The sequence below is a fragment of the Gemmatimonadota bacterium genome, assembly GCA_009838645.1.
Lineage (GTDB): Bacteria > JAAXHH01 > JAAXHH01 > JAAXHH01 > JAAXHH01 > JAAXHH01.
In genome coordinates, this window is record VXRC01000001.1 from 53,411 (window position 1) to 74,516 (window position 21,106).

The following is a 21,106-nucleotide window of genomic DNA, read 5'->3' on the forward strand; positions in this document are numbered from 1 at the left end:
AGGCACTTCGCGTTCCGTCAGCCATTAAGGTGATGCCGCCAATGGCCTCCAACAAAACACAGGAATCCCAAAGATTACTGCATTCCGTGAAGGACAAATACAATGGTCCTGAAGAACTTGATATCAGAAAAGACGAGCTTAAAAACGGTATCCGGGAGGCGGAACAGGCGTTCGCAGGAAAGTACCCGGTAAACAGTCGCCTGCTGGACATAGGATGCGCGACGGGGCGATTATGCTTCGCACTTGCGCGGCAGGGATACGACGTCACCGGTATTGATGTTGCCGAGAAACAGATTGAACAAGCAAGGCGAACCACGAAAGCGGAACGCGTCGACGTCACGTTTCTTCAATACGAAATGCCGCTTCTGCCTTTTCCCGACGCCTCATTTGCCGCTGCATTTATGGGAAACGTTTATTGCTATGTCCCGCACCGCGCGTCACGAATCGCTTTTCTGGAAGAGATCGCGCGTGTGCTAAATCCACATGGCGAGGTTTTTCTTTCGCAGACTGTCCTGGATTCTGTACTGGAAGGTTACGAAGACATCTGCGATGATAACCACCGTAGATACGCTCCCGAATACGAGACCCTGGAAGAGGGAGACGGATTCGTGCTGGGAGCGCCGCACTATTTGCACTTCTTCTTCGCCGAAGATCTCATGGCAGAACTGGAAGCATCCCCGTTTCAGGTGGTGAGTTCAGATTTGAAGAAGTCAGATTTCAAATGTGTTTTAAGGAAGCGAAATACATGAGCCGTTCGCGGTTACATGCGTCAGAATGCACTTCAAACCTTCCTCGCCACGTGCCGGTCTTCGTAAATCCCTTTGCGGAACTTCTCGGGATTGAGTTCTTCGGGCATATAATGCCATGCCGTGCTGTAGCGGGTGCGGCTGCTGTGGTTGTCGTAGGCGCCGTGCAGGAGATTGGCGGAAAACAGCACGACCGTACCCGCGGGAATGACCAGGTCCACGGCCTGCGCTTCATCGACCTGAGTCCAGCTGCCATGCCTGCTTAACTGACTGCGGTGCTCGACGATCTCTCCCATCCGGTGACTGCTCGGCACCACCCGCAGGCAACCATTCTCCACGTCCGCATCTTCCAGATAGATCCCGCAACTGACGATTCGATCCGTATCGGTACCAAAATAAAAGTTATCCTGGTGCCAGCCCGTAGACGTTCCGCCATCGGGCAACTTCGGAAAGAACTTGGTGCCGAATACGTCGATGTTATCCCCGATCAGTACGGCCACGCGGTCTACGATCGCCGGTTCGCGCGCCAGTTCCAGCACGCGGTAGTCGACCACGCATACGCCCTGGACTTTGTGCAGCAAACCCGCTCGGGGGTCGCCCCGTTCGTCCAGTTCGAGTGCCCAGTGCGGTTCCTGCTCGGTCAATCGGCTGCCCTGGTCGACGAGTTCATCGAATACCTGCTTGTATCTGGCCAGTCGCTCGCCCTGTATCAGGGATTCAAAAACGAGATAGCCATCTTCCCGGTACTGAATTGCTTGTTCGTCGGTCAACATGATGACCTCTTTGGAATGGCGGCGTTCCACTCTGCACCTCTCGCGCACGGCAACCGGTACCGGCCACGAAATCAACCGCCTTGCGTTTCCTCGAGCGTCTCCAGCCAGCGATAGCCGTAAGCCGGGACTAAGGGTGATACGTCCATGCCGTCGGGACTCATGCTGAACTTCTCGACCCGCAGCCGGTAGTTGTATTCGTGCCTCGGGTGGAAGCCCACGATCTCGCCACGGTAGGGGACGCCGTTGTAGACCTTGCAGTACCCGGCATGGCCGTCCCCGCACTCGACCCTGCCCCAATCGATGGTGATCTCCTCTTCCTCTGTTCCTTCCGCCTGGGTTTTCGAGACCACGTTCGTCAGGACGTACCGGCCATCGTTGTATCTGTTCGCCTCGAGAACATAGTGATAGCCGGCCTCGTAATCGAAGTCGTTGATGGTGTCGTCGTACGGCACGCCGTTCACCACTGGACAGAAGTCGTCGCTCCGGGAGCATAGGACGCGTGCGGGACCTACCGTCAGGGTTACCGCCGTGGAAGGCGCCGGGTTCTTCTCGAGTTGCTCCAGCAAGCGGTAGGCGTACCGGCTGGCGTCCTGCGGCGGTTCACGCCCGCCCCAGGGATCGTACTTGCCGATCCGGAGGCGATAGGTATAGCCGGTCTCGTATTCGAAACCCTCGATCGCATCGTAGAAAAACCCGCCGTCGACCACCATGCAGGTCCGCAGGCCCACGCCGTAGCACTTGGCCAGGGTGGGGCCGATGGTAACGACTCGGGTCTCGATGTACTCCTGCACGTCCGGGCCGGGCCCTGTCGGATCCGTGTCGCCGTCACAGCCGGCAAAGACGCTGGCAGTGACAAGGGCCACAATGAGCGGCAGAGCGAAGCTTTGACAGCGACGGGTTGAAGTATGTACGGATGGCATGATGTCGTGTCCTGAATGATGTAGTGTCCTGGATGGCATGTCGGCGCTCCTGGATGGGACAACGTGAACCAGATTTCAACCTGCGACATTCCCTCTGTATCATCAAGACGATTTTGCGGCGGGATGGTTCCCCAAAGCGTGCAAATACCCCCCATATTCCTCTTGCCTGAGCACGGGTGAAACCGGTATTTTTCCTAGCTGTAAGTTCCTATATCAGACTAGTAGCGAATCCCATAGGTTTTACCATCATCCAGTACACGTAAACGGAGGATCGAAATGACGACCAACCAGACATGGTGGCCGGATCAACTGGACTTGAAGCCGTTGCGCCGGAACGCGCCGCAATCCGACCCGATGGACGAGGAATTCGACTACGCCGAGGCGGTCAAGGACCTCGACGTCGATGCGCTTAGGAAGGACATCGAAGCGGTGATGACGACCTCGCAGGACTGGTGGCCCGCCGATTACGGCCACTATGGACCGCTCTTCATCCGTATGACCTGGCACGCCGCGGGCACGTACCGCATCAGCGACGGGCGGGGCGGCGGCGGTTCCGGCCACCAGCGCTTCGCACCGCTCAACAGCTGGCCGGACAACGGGAACCTGGACAAGGCGCGCCGCCTGCTCTGGCCGATCAAGAAGAAATACGGCCGGAACCTCTCCTGGGCCGACCTGCTCATTTTCGCCGGCAACTGCGCGCTCGAATCCATGGGGTTCAAGACCTTCGGTTTCGCCTTCGGCCGCCCGGACGTGTGGGAGGCGGACGAGACGGATTGGGGCTCGGAGACGACGTGGCTCGACGACCAGCGCCACAGCGAAGACGGAGAACTCAAGTGTCCCCTCGGGGCGGACCACATGGGCCTGATCTACGTGAATCCGGAAGGTCCGAACGGCAATCCGGACCCGGCCCTGGCGGCACAGTACATCCGCCAGACCTTCAAGAACATGGCGATGAACGACGAGGAGACGGTCGCCTTGATCGCCGGTGGACACACCTTCGGCAAGGCCCACGGCGCCGGACCCGAGGACCATGTCGGTCCCGAGCCGGAAGGCGCCTGCATTCATCAGCAGGGTCTCGGTTGGAAAAGCAGCCACGGAAGCGGAAAGGCCGGCGATACGATCACCAGCGGCCTGGAAGGCGCATGGACCAGCAATCCGGTCAAGTGGGACAACGAGTTCGTCGAGAACCTCTACGGCCACGAGTGGGAGCTGACGAAGAGTCCCGCGGGCAAATCGCAGTACACGCCCAGGAACGCCGCCAAGGTGGCCAACGTGCCGGACGCGCACGATCCTTCGAAGAAGCATGCTCCCATGATGCTCACCACGGACCTTTCCTTGAAGGCGGACCCCGAATACGCGGCGATCACCCAGCGCTTTCTCGAGCGTCCGGCGGACCTGGAAGATGCCTTCGCCAGGGCGTGGTTCAAGCTGCTTCACCGCGACATGGGCCCCCGCAGCCGGTATATCGGTCCGCTGGTCCCCGCGGAATCGCTGCTCTGGCAGGACCCTGTCCCGGCGGTCGATCACGCATTGATCGACGAGCAGGATGTCGCCGCCCTGAAAGAGCAGGTCCTGGCCTCCGGCCTGTCCGTTTCCCGGCTGGTCTCGACCGCCTGGGCGGCCGCGTCATCCTACCGCGGCACGGACAAGCGCGGTGGCGCGAACGGCGCGCGCATCCGTCTCGCCCCGCAGAAGGACTGGGAAGTGAACGACCCGGCCGCCCTCGGCGAGGTGCTGCCGAAACTCGAGCAGATCCAGGCGGAGTTCAACAAAGGGCAGTCGAGCGGCAAGCGGGTCTCCCTGGCCGACCTGATCGTCCTGGCCGGATGCGCGGGCATCGAACAGGCTGCCCGGGACGCCGGTCATGGCGTGCAGGTACCTTTTGTGCCGGGACGCACCGACGCGACGGACGAATGGACCGACGCTGAGTCGTTCGCCGTGCTCGAACCCACCGCGGACGGGTTCCGCAACTACCTCCAGGCCGGCCAGAACGGCAAGCCGGAAGACCTGCTGGTGGAGCGGTCGTACATGCTGAACCTCACCGCGCCCGAGATGACGGCGCTCGTCGGGGGCCTGCGGGCCCTGGACGCGAACACAGGACAGTCCCGGCATGGCGTGCTCACCGACTGGCCGGGGACCCTGACCAACGACTTCTTCGTGAACCTCCTCGACATGGATATCGCGTGGAGCGCTTCGTCCGAAGAGGAGGACGCGTACGAGGGACGCGACGGTCAGACCGGCGAGGTGAAGTGGACCGCAACCCGGGTGGACCTGGTCTTCGGTTCGAACTCCGAGCTTCGGGCCTACGCGGAAGTCTATGGCAGCGACGACGGGCGGGAGATGTTCGTGAACGACTTCGTGGCCGCCTGGACCAGGGTAATGAACCTGGATCGGTTCGACCTGGCATAGTCTTGGCGTGTGCGGGACGTGGAGTCGCCCAGCATGCCAGGCGCAGGCCGCGGTTCAGTAGCCCAGCACGCGGTAGTCGCCGTCCAGGACCAGGCGCGCCGACACGTACATGCCCAGCAGCCCGAAGAGCACCCAGGGTGCGTTCAGGACGCCGACATAAACGAACAGCTCGGTCCGTGTGATGAGACGCTGCCGCCTGGCCATGAAGAAGCTGACCCCGTAGACCGACGTGGCGTAGGCCCACTGCCAGGAGAGTACCAGCCCGAGCATACCGGCCAGGACAGCCGGCATGATGTTCAAGGTTAGGGCCGCGTAGAGGACCAGGGTCGGAATCGGTGTAAAGAATCCGTTCGCGACATCGACGTTAAACCCCCAGGTGCGGCGGTCCGAGAACGACCCGTCGATCAGGGAATATGTAGCCCAGACGTCCGCCCACACCGTCGGGGAGAATATCCGCCTCAAAGGCACCCTGGTCAGCAGAAACTCGACCGCCGGTGTACGGCCCGTTTCGCGTTTCCGGGCGCGCCAGTATTCGGTGCGTTCCTCGATATAATCACGTTTGAGGAACAGGCAGATCTCCCAGTAGCAAACCAGCAGATTGGCCGAGAAAAACAGGCTCAGCAGGCTGTGTATGGCGTTGAGGTCGCTAAAGACGTAGTAGCGCGTTCCAATACCGAGCAACGTCAGGAACACGACCGCAAGCGCGGCGAACAGTCCGGGTGCCATCCCGATCTCCTATTCTCGGTTTGCCGTTTCGTTGAAGCGCGCCATTCCTTACTCGCGCGCTTTTTCGTCGATGCGCGCCTTTCCTTGAATCCAAGGTAACCCTCCGGATCGGATTTGTACAAGTTTCTTGGTTCGGCAATGCTTCTATACGCGGACTTGACTCTGGGAGAACCTCCATGCTGATCGTCGATTCCCACCTGGACATCGCTTACAACGCCCTCGAATGGGACCGGGACCTCTTCCAGCCCATATCTAAAATCCGCGAGGCAGAAGCCGGCATGGCACAGAAGGGCCGCGGCCTGGGCGTGGTGAATTTCGAGGAACTGCGCCGCGGCGGAATCGGGCTCATGTTCGTCACGGTGAACTGCCGGATCGCTTCGATGGGCAAGCGCTTCTCCGGCGTGCGCACCCAGGACATCGCCTATGCTCGGTGCATGGGCGAACTGGCCTACTACCGCCTGATGGAAGCTAAAGGGGTCTTTCGACAGGTGCGCAACCGGACCGAACTCGACGCCCACCTGGCCGAATGGGAAGCCGATCCCCTTACGACGCCGCTGGGGTATGTCCTCAGCATGGAAGGCGCGGACGGCATCGTGGGGCCCGAGCAGGTGGCAGGCTGGTGGGACGAAGGTCTCCGGGTGGTGAGCCTGTGCCACTACGGGGTCAGTTCCTATGCCCACGGGACCCAGGCGCCCGGCGGCCTGACGCCCCGTGGCCGCCCCATGCTCGAAGCCCTGGAGGCGGCCGGGATCATTCTGGATGTGAGCCACCTGGCTGAGCAGGCCTTCTGGGAAGCGCTGGCCCACTTCAACGGCCCCGTGCTGGCCACCCACAACTGCTGCCGGGCGTTGTGCGACCACGACCGCCAGCTCGACGACCGGCAGATCAAAGCCCTGGCCGAACGCGGCGGCGTCATCGGCACGGCCATGGACATCTGGATGATCTCCCCTCTTTGGGACCCGGTCGCCATGGATAATTCGGCCATCACCTTTGAAACTGTGGTGGACCACATCGACCATGTCTGCCAGTTGACCGGGAGCGCGCGGCACGCGGCCATCGGCACCGACGTAGACGGCGGTTACGGCAAAGAACAGTGTCCCGCCGATCTCGAGACCATTGCCGACCTGCGCAAGATCCCCGCAATTCTCGATAGCCGGGGCTATTCGGAGACCGACATCGCCGACATCATGCATGGCAACTGGGTCCGGACGCTGCGCGCGGCGTGGGGTTGACGACGAAAAGCGTCGCTTTCGTTCGCGTCCGAACCAGCCACCACGAAAATGATCGGCAGTACCAAGAGGCCGGCATTCACTCCCTGAGAAAACTTGAGGCCGCTTCATGCCTGAAGCCCCCGTATTCCATCGTCACACCATCTACGAAGGCGGTCCCGCCGAGCGCATGGACTGCGTCGTGGGGGACCTCGACGGCGACGGCGTGCAGGAATTCGTCATCGCCACCCGGAATCCGGACGGACTGCACTGGTTCGGCCGCACCGATCAGGGCACGTGGGTACCGCATCTGATGGATGACTCCTTTCCAAGCATCAGCGTCGGCACCGCCCTCGTCGACCTCACAGGGAATGGTAGACTCGACCTGATCTCCGGCACCAGTGACAGGGGCAACCACGTATTCTGGTGGGCGTGCCCCGACGATCCCACGCAGCGATGGACCCGCCGCGTGATCTTCGAGCTTCCCCATAGTAGGATCCACGACCTACTGGTGGCGGATATCGACGGCGACGGCCGGGATCAGCTGTACGTATGGAATCCCGACGCCGGGACGATATTCTCGGTGCCGGTGCCCGAGGATCCATATGTGTCTCCATGGCCCGGCGTCAGCAAGGTAGCCACGGGCGTGAGCGAACAGGACTTCGCGGCCGCCGACGTGGACGGAGACGGGCGGCTGGAACTCATCGCCGGAACTTCGTGGTACAGGTTGCTGCCGAACGGTAATTGGGATCGGCACGTCTTCGCCGAAGGCTATGGCGGTGTGCGGGTCCGCGCGGCGGATTTCGACGGGGACGGGCGAGTCGAAATCGCTGTGTGCGAGGTGGCCCTCGACATCGGGCAGACTTACGGACGGCTAGCGCTTTTCAGACCAGGCACGGACGTCGAGCACCCCTGGGAGGCCGAGGTTCTGAATGACCGGTTGCTCGATGCGCACACCTTGCAGGTGGCCGACTTCGACGGAGACGGCCGGCCCGACATCTACGTGGGCGAGATGGGCCGGGGAGACTGGACGAAGCCTCACCCGCCCCGGCAACTGCTCTATCTCAGTCGCGGCGACCACATGGATGAGCACGTCATCGACACAGGGATCGGTACGCATGAAGCCCAAGTCATCGAGCTGGACGGCAAAGTCGGCATCATCAGCAAGCCCTACCGCTGGCTCCAGGACACCGCGCCACGGCCGCAGTTGGTGGATAATTTGTATTTGTACATGCCGGAGTGAGGTGTGGCAGGCAGTATCCGGTTCAAGTTGGTAGTCCGACGAATAGATCCCAAGACGCTTTCGGACAGCTTCTTCTAAGCTGCCTCCATGGCAACGAATCATTGGAGATCATCGAGCGCGATGATGGTTTCATTGAAGCTGGTTACGGAGACCGGTACTTCACCTCGTTTGAAGACTGGCCGTTTCATCACCTGACGGCGATGAATTACGTTGGTGGCCGGGTTCTTGATATAGGTTGCGGTGCGGGCAGCCACTCGATCTACTGTCAGGAACAAGGTTACCGTGTCTTGGGAATAGACGTCTCTCCAGGTGCCATCCAGGTTTCACGACACAGGGGGTTACGACACGGTAGGGTAATGTCGGTTACACAGGTAGTCGCTTCGTTGGGCGTTTTTGATACGGTACTGATGCTGGGAGGCAATTTCGGCACTTTGGGAAACCGTGAGCGTGCGAGTCGGCTACTCAAGCGATTCCACAGAATGACTACACCAACAGCTCGAATCATTGCAGAATCTCGAGATCCCTATCTAACAACAGAGCCGGTTCACAGAGCGTATCACAAGGGAAACAGAAGTAGAGGTAGGATGTCTGGGCAGGTGCGCATTCGAGTTCGTTTCAAGAATCTGAAGACGCCATGGTTTGACTATCTCTTCGTGTCGAAGGAGGAGATGGCGCAGATTCTCAATGACACGGGCTGGCGTGTAAAGGAATTCCTGGATTCCGGTGGGGCCGGATATATTGGCGTACTATCGAAATCCTGAATGCCCTTTACTGGACTTACCCATGACCCAAGTACGACACGACAGACCAACCTGGCCAGGCCGGATTCCCCGCCACAAGATCGCCGAGTTATACAAGAAGGAGGCCCTCGGGATCTGTGACGAAGTACTGATCGACGATGTGGGCATCGGCCTGCTGGTGAGAATCGAGCATATCTTCCGTGCCAGGAAAGCAAACAGCGGCCTCGCGAGTTGCCCGTTCTGCCGGCGCGAAATCCCGCACGACTTCGACCCGGCGTTTCTGCTGCGCTGCCAAGCCTGTAACTGGGAGTTGGTCTGGGCCGAATACCAGAAATCGTTTCAGGGCAAACACCTGATTGCCTCCGGCATGACCGCCTTCCTGGAGGAATACGTGGAGAAGTACAGGGTCGCGAGATCACCTCAGGAGAAACTGATCCTCATAGATACACTGATCCACCGATATCACTGGGAACTCGAAGGGGGTCTGACCGGGCCGGGAGCACGCGATCTCATCGCCGGGAAGACCAGCGAAGTCATCGACTTTCTGAACCAACTGAGTTATGGGAGCAGAAGCAGTCCCGAGATCCTTTCCACCCGGCAGGAATGGCTGGACAAGGTGCGGAAGAGTCGGGAGCGGCATGCATCGGCCGTTGAGGAGCGGGAACTGAAGGCAGCGAAGAAAAGACAAAAGGCGGAGGATAAGAAAAGGCGAAGTATCTTGAAGGCGGAAGCGCGGCAGGCTGGACGCGCCAAGCGGAGCAACTCCGAGCGGAGCAATGCGGGAGAGGTACACGATGGTACATGACGACGACTGCGTCTTTTGTCGCATTATCAGTGGCGAACTGGATTCCGCGGCCGTATACGAAGATGATTCTGCCCTGGCGTTCCTCGATCTTCGCCAAAGCAACGAAGGGCACGTCCTGGTCGTCCCTAAAAACCACTTCGAACAGATCTATGATCTTGACGAACACGCGGCTGCCGCTCTTGCCAGTGCAGTCTGTAAGGTCGCCCGGGCGGTTCGCCGGGTTTACGCCCCCGACGGGTTGTCGATCTGGCAGTCCAATGGTCCCGCGGCATTTCAGGAAATACCTCATGTCCACTGGCACATATTCCCCAGATACACGGACGATGGACATCTCGTGGTCTATCCCAAAAATCTCGCCGACCGTGCGCGCCGGGAATACTCGTTGCAGTCGCTGAAGGACATTGCGGGACCCTTGAAAAGCGCGCTCCAGAAAGAAACAGCGTAACAGAATCAGCATCCGATCTTCACCCGTTTTCGCGGAATCAGAGAGTATACACAAGGTAGATACATTGCCGTACGCTTGCTTGAACGGCTACAGTATGTTCTACGAAGTTCAAGGAGAGGGAGAGGCCGTCGTCTTCATACACGGCGGATTCCCTTCTATGGACATGCATCTTCGCGCACCGTCGATTGGTGCGTGGACCTGGGAGACCGACTTCGCGACGGCTTCACGATTCATCGCGTACGATCGCCGGGGCTGCTGGCGGTCTGCCCGTACGGAGTCGGGTTATGACCTTGAGCACCAGGCAAGAGACCTGGCCGAGTTGCTGGACCACCTCGAAGTGGATAAAACGCATGTGATTGGCTCGTCCGCGGGGGGACCCATCGCGATCCTTTTCGCAGCGATCTACCCGGAAAGGACCCGGACCCTCGTGCTGGCTGGGACCGCCGCGAATCTCTGGCCGGACGAAGACCCGATAACCCGGATAGTCAAAGAGCAGCTTGAAATCCTCGACAAACGGGGAGCGGAAGCTGCCTGGGACAACCGGCCGCCAGGCGTCGAGCTTTCGCTGGACGTGCTGTGGGAGCGGGAGGAGATGAAGGAGCGGGGCGTCCTTGCAGCATACGAGGATCGCATCGCACAGACACTGAAGCAGTGCACCCGGAAGGACCTCGTGCATTGGTATGAAACCCAGCTTCGGGCCATCGACGCGTATCTTGACCGGGACCTGACGGACACATGTGCTCGTATATCCGTTCCGACACGCGTAGTCCACGGTTCCAATGACCGGGAAGTGCCTGTATCATGGGGAAGGGATCTCGCTGAGAAAATCCCCGGAGCCGAATTCAGCATGTATCCTGATGAATCGCACGGCGTCGTACACCGGTGCAGCGCGGTTCGGAAGGAACTCATCGCGTTTTATCAGAAGAACAGGAACAACCCATGAAGGTCACCGAGATCGAGGCACACGAGATCACCCCCGAATACGAGGACTGGATCGCTTACCAGCTCAGCCATTTCTACGGGCCGGCGAAGCGGACGGTCTACGTCGCGCATACGGACGACGGGCTCATCGGATTGGGCGAAGGGCACGACGCCGAGCCGGAGGAAGTGGTCGACCGGTATATCGGAACGAACCCCTTCGAATGGGTCGGTGACGAAACCTCCCTGGCGCTGGGCACGGCGATGTACGACCTGATGGGCAAGGCCGTGGGCGTGCCGGTCTACCAGTTGTTCGGACAGAAGGTCCGGTCCTGGGTGCCGGTGGGAAGCTGGACCGTGTCGACACACCCGGACCGCATGGCCGAAGCGGTGCGCGAGTACTCGGCGCGCGGCTACACCTGGATGAAGTACCATCTCTCGCCCTTCGAGAACGTGATGGACCAGACCGAGGCGATGCAGGCCGCGGCGCCGGAAGGGTTCAGGATCCATTACGACTTCACCATGCACGGCACCGACGACCACATGCCCGAACTCCTGGACAAGCTGGAGCGGTTTTCGGTGGCCGGCTGCTTCGAAGACCCCCTGCCTCCGGGGGACATCCAGGGCTACATCGAGTTGCGCAAGCGTACCAGGTTGCCTGTTGTGCTGCACCATTTCCCCATGGGGGCGACCTACGAAGTGCTGATGAAACCCGCGGACGCGTACATGCTGGGGCATCAGCCGATCGGCGAGGCGGTGCGGCGGGCGGGTCTGTTCGCCGCGGACGACAGTCCCTTCATGCTTCAGAACGTGGGCGGGAATATCACCCGGGCCATGACGGCCCACATGACAGCGGTCTTCCCGTCGGCGAACTTCCACTTCATCAGTGCGACGGAGACCTGGAAAAGCGACGTGGTCACGGAACGGTTCGAGCCCGTCAACGGATTCGTGCGGGTACCTGAGACGCCCGGGCTCGGGGTCACACTCGACCGCGACGAACTGGAACGCCTCAAGCGACTCGAACTGCCGCGCCAGGATAGGTGGATCATCCGGTCTCGGTACGATAACGGCGCCCGGATGTACAACATCGCCGACCCGGAGGATTCCATTTTCATGGTGCGGCCCGACCGGCGGCGCGGCATGGTCCCCATGAGCTACGACGCGCCCATTACCACCGAATACTGGGACGATGACGGCACCGATGCGTACCGGGAGATGTTCGCAAGAATCGAACGGGAAGGCGTCGTGCTCGAGAAGTGAAGGGGCCGCGCGCAAACGGACACGGATCGCGTGCGGACTTTGATATTGTACAATTGTACAATAGATTCACAGAAGACCTGGCCCCTACAGATCATAAAATCCGGGAGGCGTTCGACCAGAGCGAATAAACATGCATAAACCGAAGCTGATCCACTACAACGACGCCCGTCACTACAGCATCTATCGCTACGAGCCTCCGATGAGCCTGCACCAATGGCGGCAACCCGTGGACGAGATCCTGGGTACCGACGTGGATACACTGGTCTACGGCCTGGGTTCCGGCGAGACCTTTCTCCACGGTACTCAGGCCGGGCTGAAGTGGGGAGAAGGCGTCGAAGAACACAACATGAGCATGATGTGGTGGCGGGCGACGAAGAACCTGAACCTGGCGCTCGAGGCGGGTATCGATCCCCTCGCCGTGGCGGTGGAGCGGGCCCACGAGAAGGGGCGGCGCATCCTGGGCAGCATGCGGATGACCGAGCCCACTTCGCCGGATGATGACAACCCCTACATGCTGGGCCGCCTCAAGCGGGAGCATCCGGAGGTCATGATCGGCGAGAGTCATCCCGATTACCCCCGGGCGGCCGGTTGCGCGGACTACACCCGCGATGAGGTGCGTACCGAGCGGCTCGGCGTCATCGAAGAGGTATGCGGACGGTACGGTATGGACGGGCTGGAGTTCGATCCCTACGTCGGCGTGTTCTTCAAGCCGTCGGAGGCGCGGGATAGAGCACCCGTGCTTACGGGATTCATGCGGAAGATCAGGCAACTGCTCGATCGCCTGGGCGATACGCGCGGGGAATCTCTGTGCCTGGCCGCCAGGGTGCGCGCTACCGAGGAAGCGAACCTCGCACTGGGCATGGACGTGCGCACCTGGCTCGAGGAAGGCCTCCTGGACATCGTCATACCCTGGACCGAGAGCTTCCTCTTCGACCAGGAGATGCCCATTGGTTGGGTGGTCGAAGCGGCCGCCGGACCGAAGACGCCGGTCTACCCCATGCTGGGACGATCGCCCTACGACGACCGGCATCATTTGCCGCCCATCGAGATGTACCGGGCCGCGGCCGCCAACTATCGCGCCATGGGAGCGGACGGTCTGTACCTGTCGGACCTGCCCTGGCCGCATACCGAACGCGAATACCAGGTCTTTCGCGAGATGGCCGATCCGGATATCCATCTCAGGAAGAAGAAGCACTATTTCCCGGCGCAACGGGAACCCAACGCGGAACCGCACGCCCCCGAGCGAGATCTCCCTGTGGATCTCGCAGAAGGCGTGCCCGCCCGTGTGCCGTTCCGGGTGGGGGACAGGCTGGCCGATGCCCGGGACGACGGCGAACTCAAAGGCGTGACATTGGGCGTTCGCATCGGGCACTGCTGCCCGGAGGACGAGATCTCCTTCCGGTTCAACGGCGAGACGATCACGCCGTCCGACAGCTCGCACCATTACGGCGGCATCGTCTCCTACACGGCCGCGAGAAGCGGACTTCCGGAACGCATCCTGACCCACTTCTGGTTCACTTTCGATCTGCCCCGCGATCTGGTTCGCGAAGGGAAAAACGAAGTCGAGGTCGTGCTGGACAAGCGATTCACCGGAATGGGCGGCGACCGCGTGCTGCACCAGGTCGAATTGATCGTGGAGTACGATGAGCCCCTCGTGCCCGTGGGCGGGCAGATGTGATGGGCGGGCAGGCGTGAATGCCTGATCAGGGGATGCCAGCCCGTCAGGGAACGACAGACGACCGGATCACTGAATTTCCTCAGAACAGGATCGGGCGACAACCATGAAGTTGTGCACAGTGCAGCCCCATATGTCGGATTCTATTTCTGATAATGTGGCGGCCATCACCAAATGGATCCATCGGGCCGCCGGATCCGGCGCAGACGTTGTCGTTTTCCCCGAAATGATGCTGACAGGCTATGACCAGCATCTGCACAGTCTATTCAAGATGCCCGGGTGGTACGCACAGGTCGAAGAAGCCTTACGAGCATTAGGCGAGATTGCACGCGAGACTGGGACAAGCGTATTGGTTGGTTCGCCATATCGGATCGGTGACGGCTACCTGAACGCGCTTGTGCTGCTTCAGTCAGGAGCAGCCCCGATTCTGGCAGGCGGCAGGACGCAAATTGAAGAGAATTTCAAGACGATGTGGGGATTCGCGGAAGCAGAGGACCGTACTCCTGTAGAAATCCAGGACATCGCTTTAGGTTCCGTATTCTGCCACGAGGCCTTTTCCCTTGAAATCACCAAGGGTAAAGGACTGGGAAAAAGTGACGTCATATTGTGGCCAAGTGGTTCGATCAACAGCGAAAAGAACAAACAAAATGAAATCACCACGGATAACTCAATAGTAGGGGCGCGAAAGATTGCCCGGTATTACGGAATTCCAGTGATACAGGCCAATTACATCTCACATGCGACCCAGGAATCATCCGAACAAGCGGAATCCTGGGGTTACGTAATCGGAGGTTCCGTGGTCTGCGACGCTGAAGGACGGGTCCTGGATCAGGCATCCCGGACGAAGGAAGACATGTTGATGATCGACATCGTACGGGACAATGGTAACATTGCCGTGAAATTGGCAGGGAACGGCGCCGACCGGGCTGACAGACGATCAGGCTGACATTGGATTTGAGTAACCCCGGGCGCTGAATGAAGAACGGATGGGAAGATTCTTGTCGATTGGTAGATTCGGCAATTAGAGCATCAGGACGGCAGGGACACCAACCATGAAACTTTGCACGGTTCAGCCCCACATGTCGGATTCTATTCCTGATAATGTGGCGGCCATCACCAAATGGATCCATCGGGCCACTGACTCCGGCGCAGACGTTGTGGTTTTCCCCGAAATGATGCTGACAGGCTATGATGTACACTTCATCGAGCTATACGCTAAAACCGCTAAACCCGATTGGCATGCGCCGGTCGATGAAGCACTGGACGAACTTGGCAAGGTAGTCGATGCCGCAGGTATCAGTGTCCTGGTAGGTGCTCCACACCGTTACAGCAGTGGCCAACTAAACGCCATAATGCTACTCCAGCCTGGCAAAGAAGCCTTTCTTGCTGGTGCGAGATCCCATTTGCCTGTAGGGGACAGAAATCGCATGGGATTCGTTGAACCTCGGGATCGTCTACCAGTGCCTGTTCTGGGTATTGAGATCGGCTCGGTTTTTTGTGCAGAGGTAAACAACCTCGATTACATTCGGGGTAAGGGTTTGGAAGAAAGCGATATCATCCTGTGGTCCAGCGTATTCATGAGCGATATAAATGAAGCAGGTAACGTCATCCGTGACCGAAATGTTGAATTTGCCCGTGAAATCGCGAGTGTCTTCAATGTCCCCGTGATCCAATCCAATTATGTTTCCTATGCCAGCGAAACTTCAGTCCAAGATTCGCTGAGAAAAGGACGCACGCTGGGTGGCTCGGTTGCCTGCGACGCATCGGGACGGGTCCTGGACCAGGCGGCCTGGACGGAAGAAGACATGCGTCTGTTCGAGATCAATCGTGTAGACGGTGCAGTTGTCGTGATCCCGGTGGCCAAGAAACACGCCTTCGAACTACAAACGGTGGACCTGTCCAATTGAGCGACCTCCCCGACTTCGACAAACTCTGGGACTACAACGATCCGGCGAAAACCGAGAAGGCCTTCCGAGGTCTGCTACCCATCGCCGAGAGAGCCGGTGACCACGACTACCACGCCCAACTTCTCTCGCAGATCGCGCGGACCCACAGCCTTCGACGGCAGTTCGACGAAGCCCACCGCATCCTCAATGACGCTAAAACATTGATTGTCAATATTGACAACCCTTCTAACGGTGTAACACAGACCGCCCGAATCCGCCTTCTCCTCGAACGCGGCCGCATCTTCAACTCGGCCGGCGACACAGATTCCGCACGACCACTCTTCAAGGAGGCCTGGGAACTGGCGAGAAAGGCCGGCGAGGACAATCACGCCGTGGACGCAGCCCACATGCTGGGGATCTGCGAGCCGGCAGATGCATCCCTTATGTGGAATAACAAGGCGATGGAGGCCGCGGAAGCATCTGACGGTCCGCGTGCAAGGGGCTGGCTCGGCGCCCTCTACAACAACACCGGGTGGACGTACCACGACGCGGGCGAGTACGAAAAGGCACTGGAACTCTTCGAAAAGGGGCTTGCCTGGTGTACCGAGCGGGACAATCCTCAAGCGACGCGGATCGCAAAATGGACCGTGGGGCGTGCGAAGCGCTCACTCGGGCGTACCGAAGAAGCGCTGGCCATACACCAGTGTCTGCTCGAGGAACACGAAGCGGCCGGCACGTCGGACGGCTACGTCTTCGAGGAAATCGCCGAGTGCCTGTTTGCGCTGGGGCGGCCGGATGAAGCACGGCCCCATTTCGGCCGCGCCTATCAGGAACTGTCGAAAGACGGTTGGCTGGTGGAAAACGAACCCGAACGGATGGACCGACTCAAACGGTTGGGTTCGGAACAGTAATCTATACATTTCAACCGGCGAAGATATGAGTGAACTTATTGTCTGTGGCTGGGATGAAGTATTTGTCCTGGAAATCGGTCAAACGAAGGACGGGACCCAGCGAAAGGTCTGGAGTTGGAAAGCAACCGACCGTAACGAATTGCCCGGTTATTTGAGGACGCGGTTTGGTACCACCGATGAGTGCAAACCCATTGATGGTGGCAAACGTATACTGATCACGTCATCCGGCGGCGGGGCCGCGCTCATCGAACGCGAAACAAGCTCGGTTGTTTTCTATGCGAGCGTACCAAATGCTCACTCCGCCGACTTGCTTCCTGGGCACAGGATAGCTGTTGCCGCCTCTCACGCTCCCGGTGGTGACAGACTTATTGTTTACGATCTTGGTACCCCGGATAGGGAGCTATTAAGTGAAGAACTGTCATGGGGGCATGGTGTAGTTTGGGATGAGACTCGCCAAGTTCTCTGGGCGCTATCCGATACTAAACTTTGGATGTACCATCTAGAGAACTGGTACACCTCTAATCCGTCTCTTGCAACGGTCAAGGCGATTAACCTCCCGGATGTTTCGGGTCACGATTTGATTCCGGTTGGCGACACAGCTTTCCTGGCGGTCAGTACGGAGAAACATTGCTGGTTGTTTGACCGGGACCGAATGATCTTCAGTCCTCTACCCAGGCTTGCGAACGAAAAAGACGTCAAGAGCATATCGATACATCCTGACACTGATCAACTGGTCTACGTCCGAGCGGATCCGGGCGAATGGTGGTCAGAGACAATCCGCACATTGAATCCTGATTCCGATCTTCCATTTCCGGGAGAACACATCTACAAAGCGCGTTGGAATGTTGTCTGACTATTGAGATACACAAGTTTACGATAAATAGCGACCGAGACTTCACTGGAGATTACTTCAAAAACACAGCCATTCTTGATAAATCGAATACAATGATTAAGTGCTCGGGTCTCGAGTGATAAGTGTTCTCCCATATGGTTTGAACTGGTCTGTGATTATAGCAAGTAAGCCGACCTAACAAACCGTAGTTCCGAATGTAACATTTGGCCAACTATGTTGACCGCTGCGCAGAAATCCGAATTCGATGAGCACGGCTGGGTTCGCGTACCGCGCCTCATTCCGGAAACGGACGTCCATTCCGTGCTCGACCGCGTCTGGGACGACCTGGAGCAACGGTGCGGGATTCCGCGCGATGACCCGGAGACCTGGCCGGAAGCAAGACCCAAGGGTTTCAACAGGCTGATGCGTTCCGGTGCCTTCGAACCAACCTGCGGCTCGGCCGTTCAAGAAGCTATAGACGAATTCCTCGAACCCGGCCACTGGGAGAAACCAAGCCCGTGGGGAGCGCTTCTGCTTACCTTCCCCGTTGCGGGCCCGTGGTTTCTGCCCAACCATTCATGGCACATGGACCTGCAGAAGGCCGTAGACGCTGAGTCAGAGCAAAACCCCGGCGTACAAGTTTTCGCCATACTGGAACCACTGGCCGCCCAGGGCGGCGCGACGATCGCCCTCGCCGGTTCTCATCGGCTTGTCCGGCACCTTGCCCGGCAGCCGGAGCTGATTGGCGAGGGCCGGTCCAAACACATCACCAATGCGGTCAAGCGGGCTGCACCGAGTCTGCGGGATCTTTGGTCCCGCGACCTGGACGGAGACCGCGATTCGGGTGTAAACCGCGAAGACCGATACCTTGTGAATCCCGTCGACGTCTCCGGCATTCCCGTGCAGGCCGTCGAATTCACCGGCGATCCCGGTGACGTGATCTTCATGCATCCCTGGATCATCCATACCGCATCTTCCAACCGCGGCGACAGGCCGAGAATCGTTATTACGGAGCGGGTCCGCAGACTGGACGGACGGGACGGGCAAAACGGACCGGCCGGCCAGGGCAAATAGAACGACGACGATCGCAACACCATCAGATCGGAAGAGGCTAAAGTGCTCCGCAATTACCTCAGCGTGGCCCTGCGCAACCTCCGCAGGCATCCCGCCTACTCGCTCATCAACATCTCTGGGCTCGCCATCGGCATGGCCACCTGCATCCTGATCCTCCTGTACATCCAGGATGAATTCGGCTACGACCGGTATCATCCTCACGCCGATCGCGTATACCGGATCGTCGACGATATCGAGAGCGGGGGCCAGACCGTTCAGACGGCCGGTACGCCTACCGCCTGGGGACCCGCCCTGAAGCGAGACTTCCCGGAGATCGAACTCCTCGTCCGCATGCGCGGCACCGGATCCGCGTGGCTGGTCGACCTCGGAAACACCATCTACTACGAACGCAAGGTCATCTGGGCGGAACCCGAGCTGTTTGAAATGTTCAGCATGCCACTGGTCCTGGGCGACCCGGGTACCGCGCTGGATGAGCCGTACTCAATGGTGATTTCGGAAGATCTGGCGTTCAAGTACTTCGGCACCGAAGATCCCGTGGGGAAAGTCGTCAATCTCGACAATCGCTGGGACTTCATGGTGACGGGCGTCATGAAGAACATCCCGACCAACTCCCATATGCGGCCGGACATGTTCGTATCCTACACCACGATGAACGTGATCGGGTCCTGGGACCTGGGCGACTGGGAGTTTCACCGGAACCTGTATACCTACATCCGGCTACGTGAGAACGTATCACCGAGTGATTTCGAAGCGAAGCTGCCGGCCTTCCTGGAGCGTCACGCGGGCGACCAGTACCGGGAATCCGGCATCAGCCTGCGGCCCTCGCTTCAGCCCCTCGTGGACATCCACCTCTATTCTAACAGGGAGAGTGAACACGAACCCAACGGCGATATCCGGTACGTGGCCCTCTTCCTGATCATCACTTTCCTGATCCTGATCATCGCATGCATCAATTTCATCAACCTGGCCACGGCACGTTCCAAGATGCGTGCCAGGGAGGTGGGCGTGAGAAAGGTGATGGGCGCCAATCGGTTGCAGTTAATCAGGCAGTTCCTGGGAGAATCGGTCCTTATGGCGGTTCTCGCCGCGATCGTGGCGGTCATACTGGTTAAACTCGCCCTGCCGGGCGTAAACGAGATCGCCGGGAAGCAGCTCGCGCTGCCGCTTACCGACTGGATCGTGCTGGCCGCGCTGGCCCTGGGTACGGCAGTGATCGGACTGGCCGCGGGCAGCTATCCGGCGGCGTACCTTTCTGGATTCCTTCCCGCCGTGGTCATGAAAGGCAACCCGGAAACGGGAAAGAAAGGCCTTGGGATGCGGCAGGTACTGGTGGTGATACAGTTCTCCATGTCCATCTTCCTGCTGGTCAGCACGGCCGTCATCCATGATCAACTCGAATTCATCCAGACCAAGCGGCTGGGTTTCGACAAAGAGCACGTCATGGTCGTCCCCATCACTGGCTCCCACCAGGTACCCAATACCCCCGTGCTGAAGCAGCGCCTGTCCGGAATGCCGGGTGTAGTCGGTGTCGCTACGACTACCGGCGTACCGGGCATGAGGGTGTTGCCGATCATGGAGGTCCGGCCCGATGGAATGCCGCCCGAGGACCACCTGATGATGGCCACGTTGCACGTGGACGAGAACTTCCTGGATGTCATGGATATCGATGTGGTTGCCGGCCGGAACTTTTCGCCTGACTGGGGCACGGATACGACCGGTGGAGTCCTGCTGAACGAGACGGCCGTCCGGAATCTGGGATGGGGAGCGCCCATTGACGCGCTCGGCAGGCAGTTCGAGCGGCTGTCCTTTGAAGGGGTGGTTCCAGGGCGCGTAATTGGTGTGGTTCGAGATTTCCACTTGCGGACGATACACGAAGAGATCGAGCCCGCGGCGATCATGACCAGCACCTATCACATCTTCGTCTTAATCAGGATCGCGCCTGATAATATCCCCGAAACCATCGGGCGCATCGAGGAAGTGTGGAGAGACGTGGATCCCCGGTTTCCGCTCGACTATACGTTCCTGGACGAGGATTTCGACGCACTGTACCGGACCGACCACCAGCTCGGCGAGATCTTCGCCGTCTTCGCGTTTCTCGCGATCTTCGTGGCCTGCCTGGGTCTCCTGGGTCTCGCCTCGTTCTCGATCCAGCAACGCACCCGTGAGATCGGGATTCGCAAAGTCGTCGGGTCATCGGTATCGGGCATCGTGGTTCTCCTGTCGAAGGATTTCATGAAGTACGTGATCCTGGCGAACCTGATCGCCTGGCCGCTGGCCTACTTCGTCATGGTCAACTGGCGGCAGAACTACGCCTACGCTGCGGCCCTGGATTTCACCTGGTTCCTGGCCGCGGGTTTCGTGGCCCTCGTCATCGCCTGGCTGACGATCGGAGTCCACGCGGTCAAGGCGTCGCGCAGGAACCCGGTCAACGCGCTGAGGCAGGGGTGATTACACCGAATTGTCACAGACCGCCGGAGAGGTGACATTGGTTCTGAGCATGGCGGCACCTTACAAACTCAAGGGATGTAAATACAC

General features: G+C 59.3%; 19 protein-coding genes. 16 read left to right on the plus strand and 3 right to left on the minus strand.

Going from position 1 to position 21,106, the window contains the following annotated elements; all coding sequences use genetic code 11:
- Positions 1-32 precede the first annotated feature (32 nt).
- Entirely contained in the window at positions 33-749 is a 717-nt protein-coding gene (locus F4Y38_00275; protein ID MXY47709.1) for a class I SAM-dependent methyltransferase, read from the plus strand.
- A 32-nt stretch (positions 750-781) separates the two neighbouring features.
- On the opposite strand, the gene F4Y38_00280 is transcribed toward F4Y38_00275, so the two are convergent.
- Entirely contained in the window at positions 782-2,011 is a 1,230-nt protein-coding gene (locus F4Y38_00280; GenBank protein MXY47710.1) for a phytanoyl-CoA dioxygenase family protein, read from the minus strand.
- Positions 1,591-2,478 (minus strand): DUF4377 domain-containing protein, encoded by an 888-nt coding sequence (locus tag F4Y38_00285; protein ID MXY47711.1) that lies wholly within the window; start codon positions 2,476-2,478, stop codon positions 1,591-1,593. Before F4Y38_00285 ends, F4Y38_00280 begins: the two co-directional genes overlap by 421 nt.
- Positions 2,479-2,715: 237 nt before the next feature.
- Between F4Y38_00285 and katG the strand changes: the two genes are divergently transcribed.
- Positions 2,716-4,848: a catalase/peroxidase HPI gene (gene katG, locus F4Y38_00290; GenBank protein ID MXY47712.1), complete on the plus strand. Its 2,133-nt coding sequence runs from the start codon at positions 2,716-2,718 to the stop codon at positions 4,846-4,848.
- A gap of 54 nt (positions 4,849-4,902) precedes the next feature.
- On the opposite strand, the gene F4Y38_00295 is transcribed toward katG, so the two are convergent.
- Positions 4,903-5,574, minus strand: a complete 672-nt coding sequence (locus F4Y38_00295) for a hypothetical protein (protein ID MXY47713.1) — start codon at positions 5,572-5,574, stop codon at positions 4,903-4,905.
- Positions 5,575-5,750: 176 nt separating this feature from the next.
- On the opposite strand from F4Y38_00295, the gene F4Y38_00300 reads away from it, so the two are divergent.
- From F4Y38_00300 to F4Y38_00365, 14 genes are all read left to right on the plus strand, one after another.
- Positions 5,751-6,806 (plus strand): peptidase M19, encoded by a 1,056-nt coding sequence (locus tag F4Y38_00300; GenBank protein MXY47714.1) that lies wholly within the window; start codon positions 5,751-5,753, stop codon positions 6,804-6,806.
- A 106-nt stretch (positions 6,807-6,912) separates the two neighbouring features.
- A complete protein-coding gene (locus F4Y38_00305) occupies positions 6,913-8,025 on the plus strand; it encodes a VCBS repeat-containing protein (GenBank protein MXY47715.1) in 1,113 nt (370 codons plus the stop codon).
- Between the two features lie 101 nt (positions 8,026-8,126).
- Positions 8,127-8,786 carry a class I SAM-dependent methyltransferase gene (locus tag F4Y38_00310; GenBank protein ID MXY47716.1) on the plus strand — a complete coding sequence of 220 codons (660 nt, stop codon included), beginning with the start codon at positions 8,127-8,129 and terminating at the stop codon, positions 8,784-8,786.
- Between the two features lie 22 nt (positions 8,787-8,808).
- Positions 8,809-9,570 (plus strand): hypothetical protein, encoded by a 762-nt coding sequence (locus F4Y38_00315; protein MXY47717.1) that lies wholly within the window; start codon positions 8,809-8,811, stop codon positions 9,568-9,570.
- Positions 9,542-10,015, plus strand: coding sequence for an HIT family protein (locus F4Y38_00320; protein MXY47718.1), 474 nt, complete (start codon positions 9,542-9,544; stop codon positions 10,013-10,015). Before F4Y38_00315 ends, F4Y38_00320 begins: the two co-directional genes overlap by 29 nt.
- 94 nt (positions 10,016-10,109) lie before the next feature.
- Entirely contained in the window at positions 10,110-10,958 is an 849-nt protein-coding gene (locus F4Y38_00325; GenBank protein ID MXY47719.1) for an alpha/beta hydrolase, read from the plus strand.
- Positions 10,955-12,193, plus strand: coding sequence for a hypothetical protein (locus F4Y38_00330; protein ID MXY47720.1), 1,239 nt, complete (start codon positions 10,955-10,957; stop codon positions 12,191-12,193). Before F4Y38_00325 ends, F4Y38_00330 begins: the two co-directional genes overlap by 4 nt.
- Positions 12,194-12,323: 130 nt before the next feature.
- Positions 12,324-13,871, plus strand: coding sequence for a hypothetical protein (locus F4Y38_00335; GenBank protein MXY47721.1), 1,548 nt, complete (start codon positions 12,324-12,326; stop codon positions 13,869-13,871).
- A gap of 103 nt (positions 13,872-13,974) precedes the next feature.
- Positions 13,975-14,814, plus strand: a complete 840-nt coding sequence (locus tag F4Y38_00340) for a hypothetical protein (protein MXY47722.1) — start codon at positions 13,975-13,977, stop codon at positions 14,812-14,814.
- 106 nt (positions 14,815-14,920) lie between these two features.
- Positions 14,921-15,775: a carbon-nitrogen hydrolase family protein gene (locus F4Y38_00345; GenBank protein MXY47723.1), complete on the plus strand. Its 855-nt coding sequence runs from the start codon at positions 14,921-14,923 to the stop codon at positions 15,773-15,775.
- Complete coding sequence (locus F4Y38_00350) at positions 15,772-16,665, plus strand: tetratricopeptide repeat protein (GenBank protein MXY47724.1); 894 nt, start codon at positions 15,772-15,774, stop codon at positions 16,663-16,665. The genes F4Y38_00345 and F4Y38_00350 overlap by 4 nt, the downstream gene beginning before the upstream one ends.
- A 25-nt stretch (positions 16,666-16,690) precedes the next feature.
- Complete coding sequence (locus F4Y38_00355; protein MXY47725.1) at positions 16,691-17,518, plus strand: hypothetical protein; 828 nt, start codon at positions 16,691-16,693, stop codon at positions 17,516-17,518.
- A gap of 213 nt (positions 17,519-17,731) precedes the next feature.
- Entirely contained in the window at positions 17,732-18,571 is an 840-nt protein-coding gene (locus F4Y38_00360; protein ID MXY47726.1) for a phytanoyl-CoA dioxygenase family protein, read from the plus strand.
- 42 nt (positions 18,572-18,613) lie between these two features.
- Entirely contained in the window at positions 18,614-21,019 is a 2,406-nt protein-coding gene (locus F4Y38_00365; protein MXY47727.1) for an FtsX-like permease family protein, read from the plus strand.
- Positions 21,020-21,106: the final 87 nt, after the last annotated feature.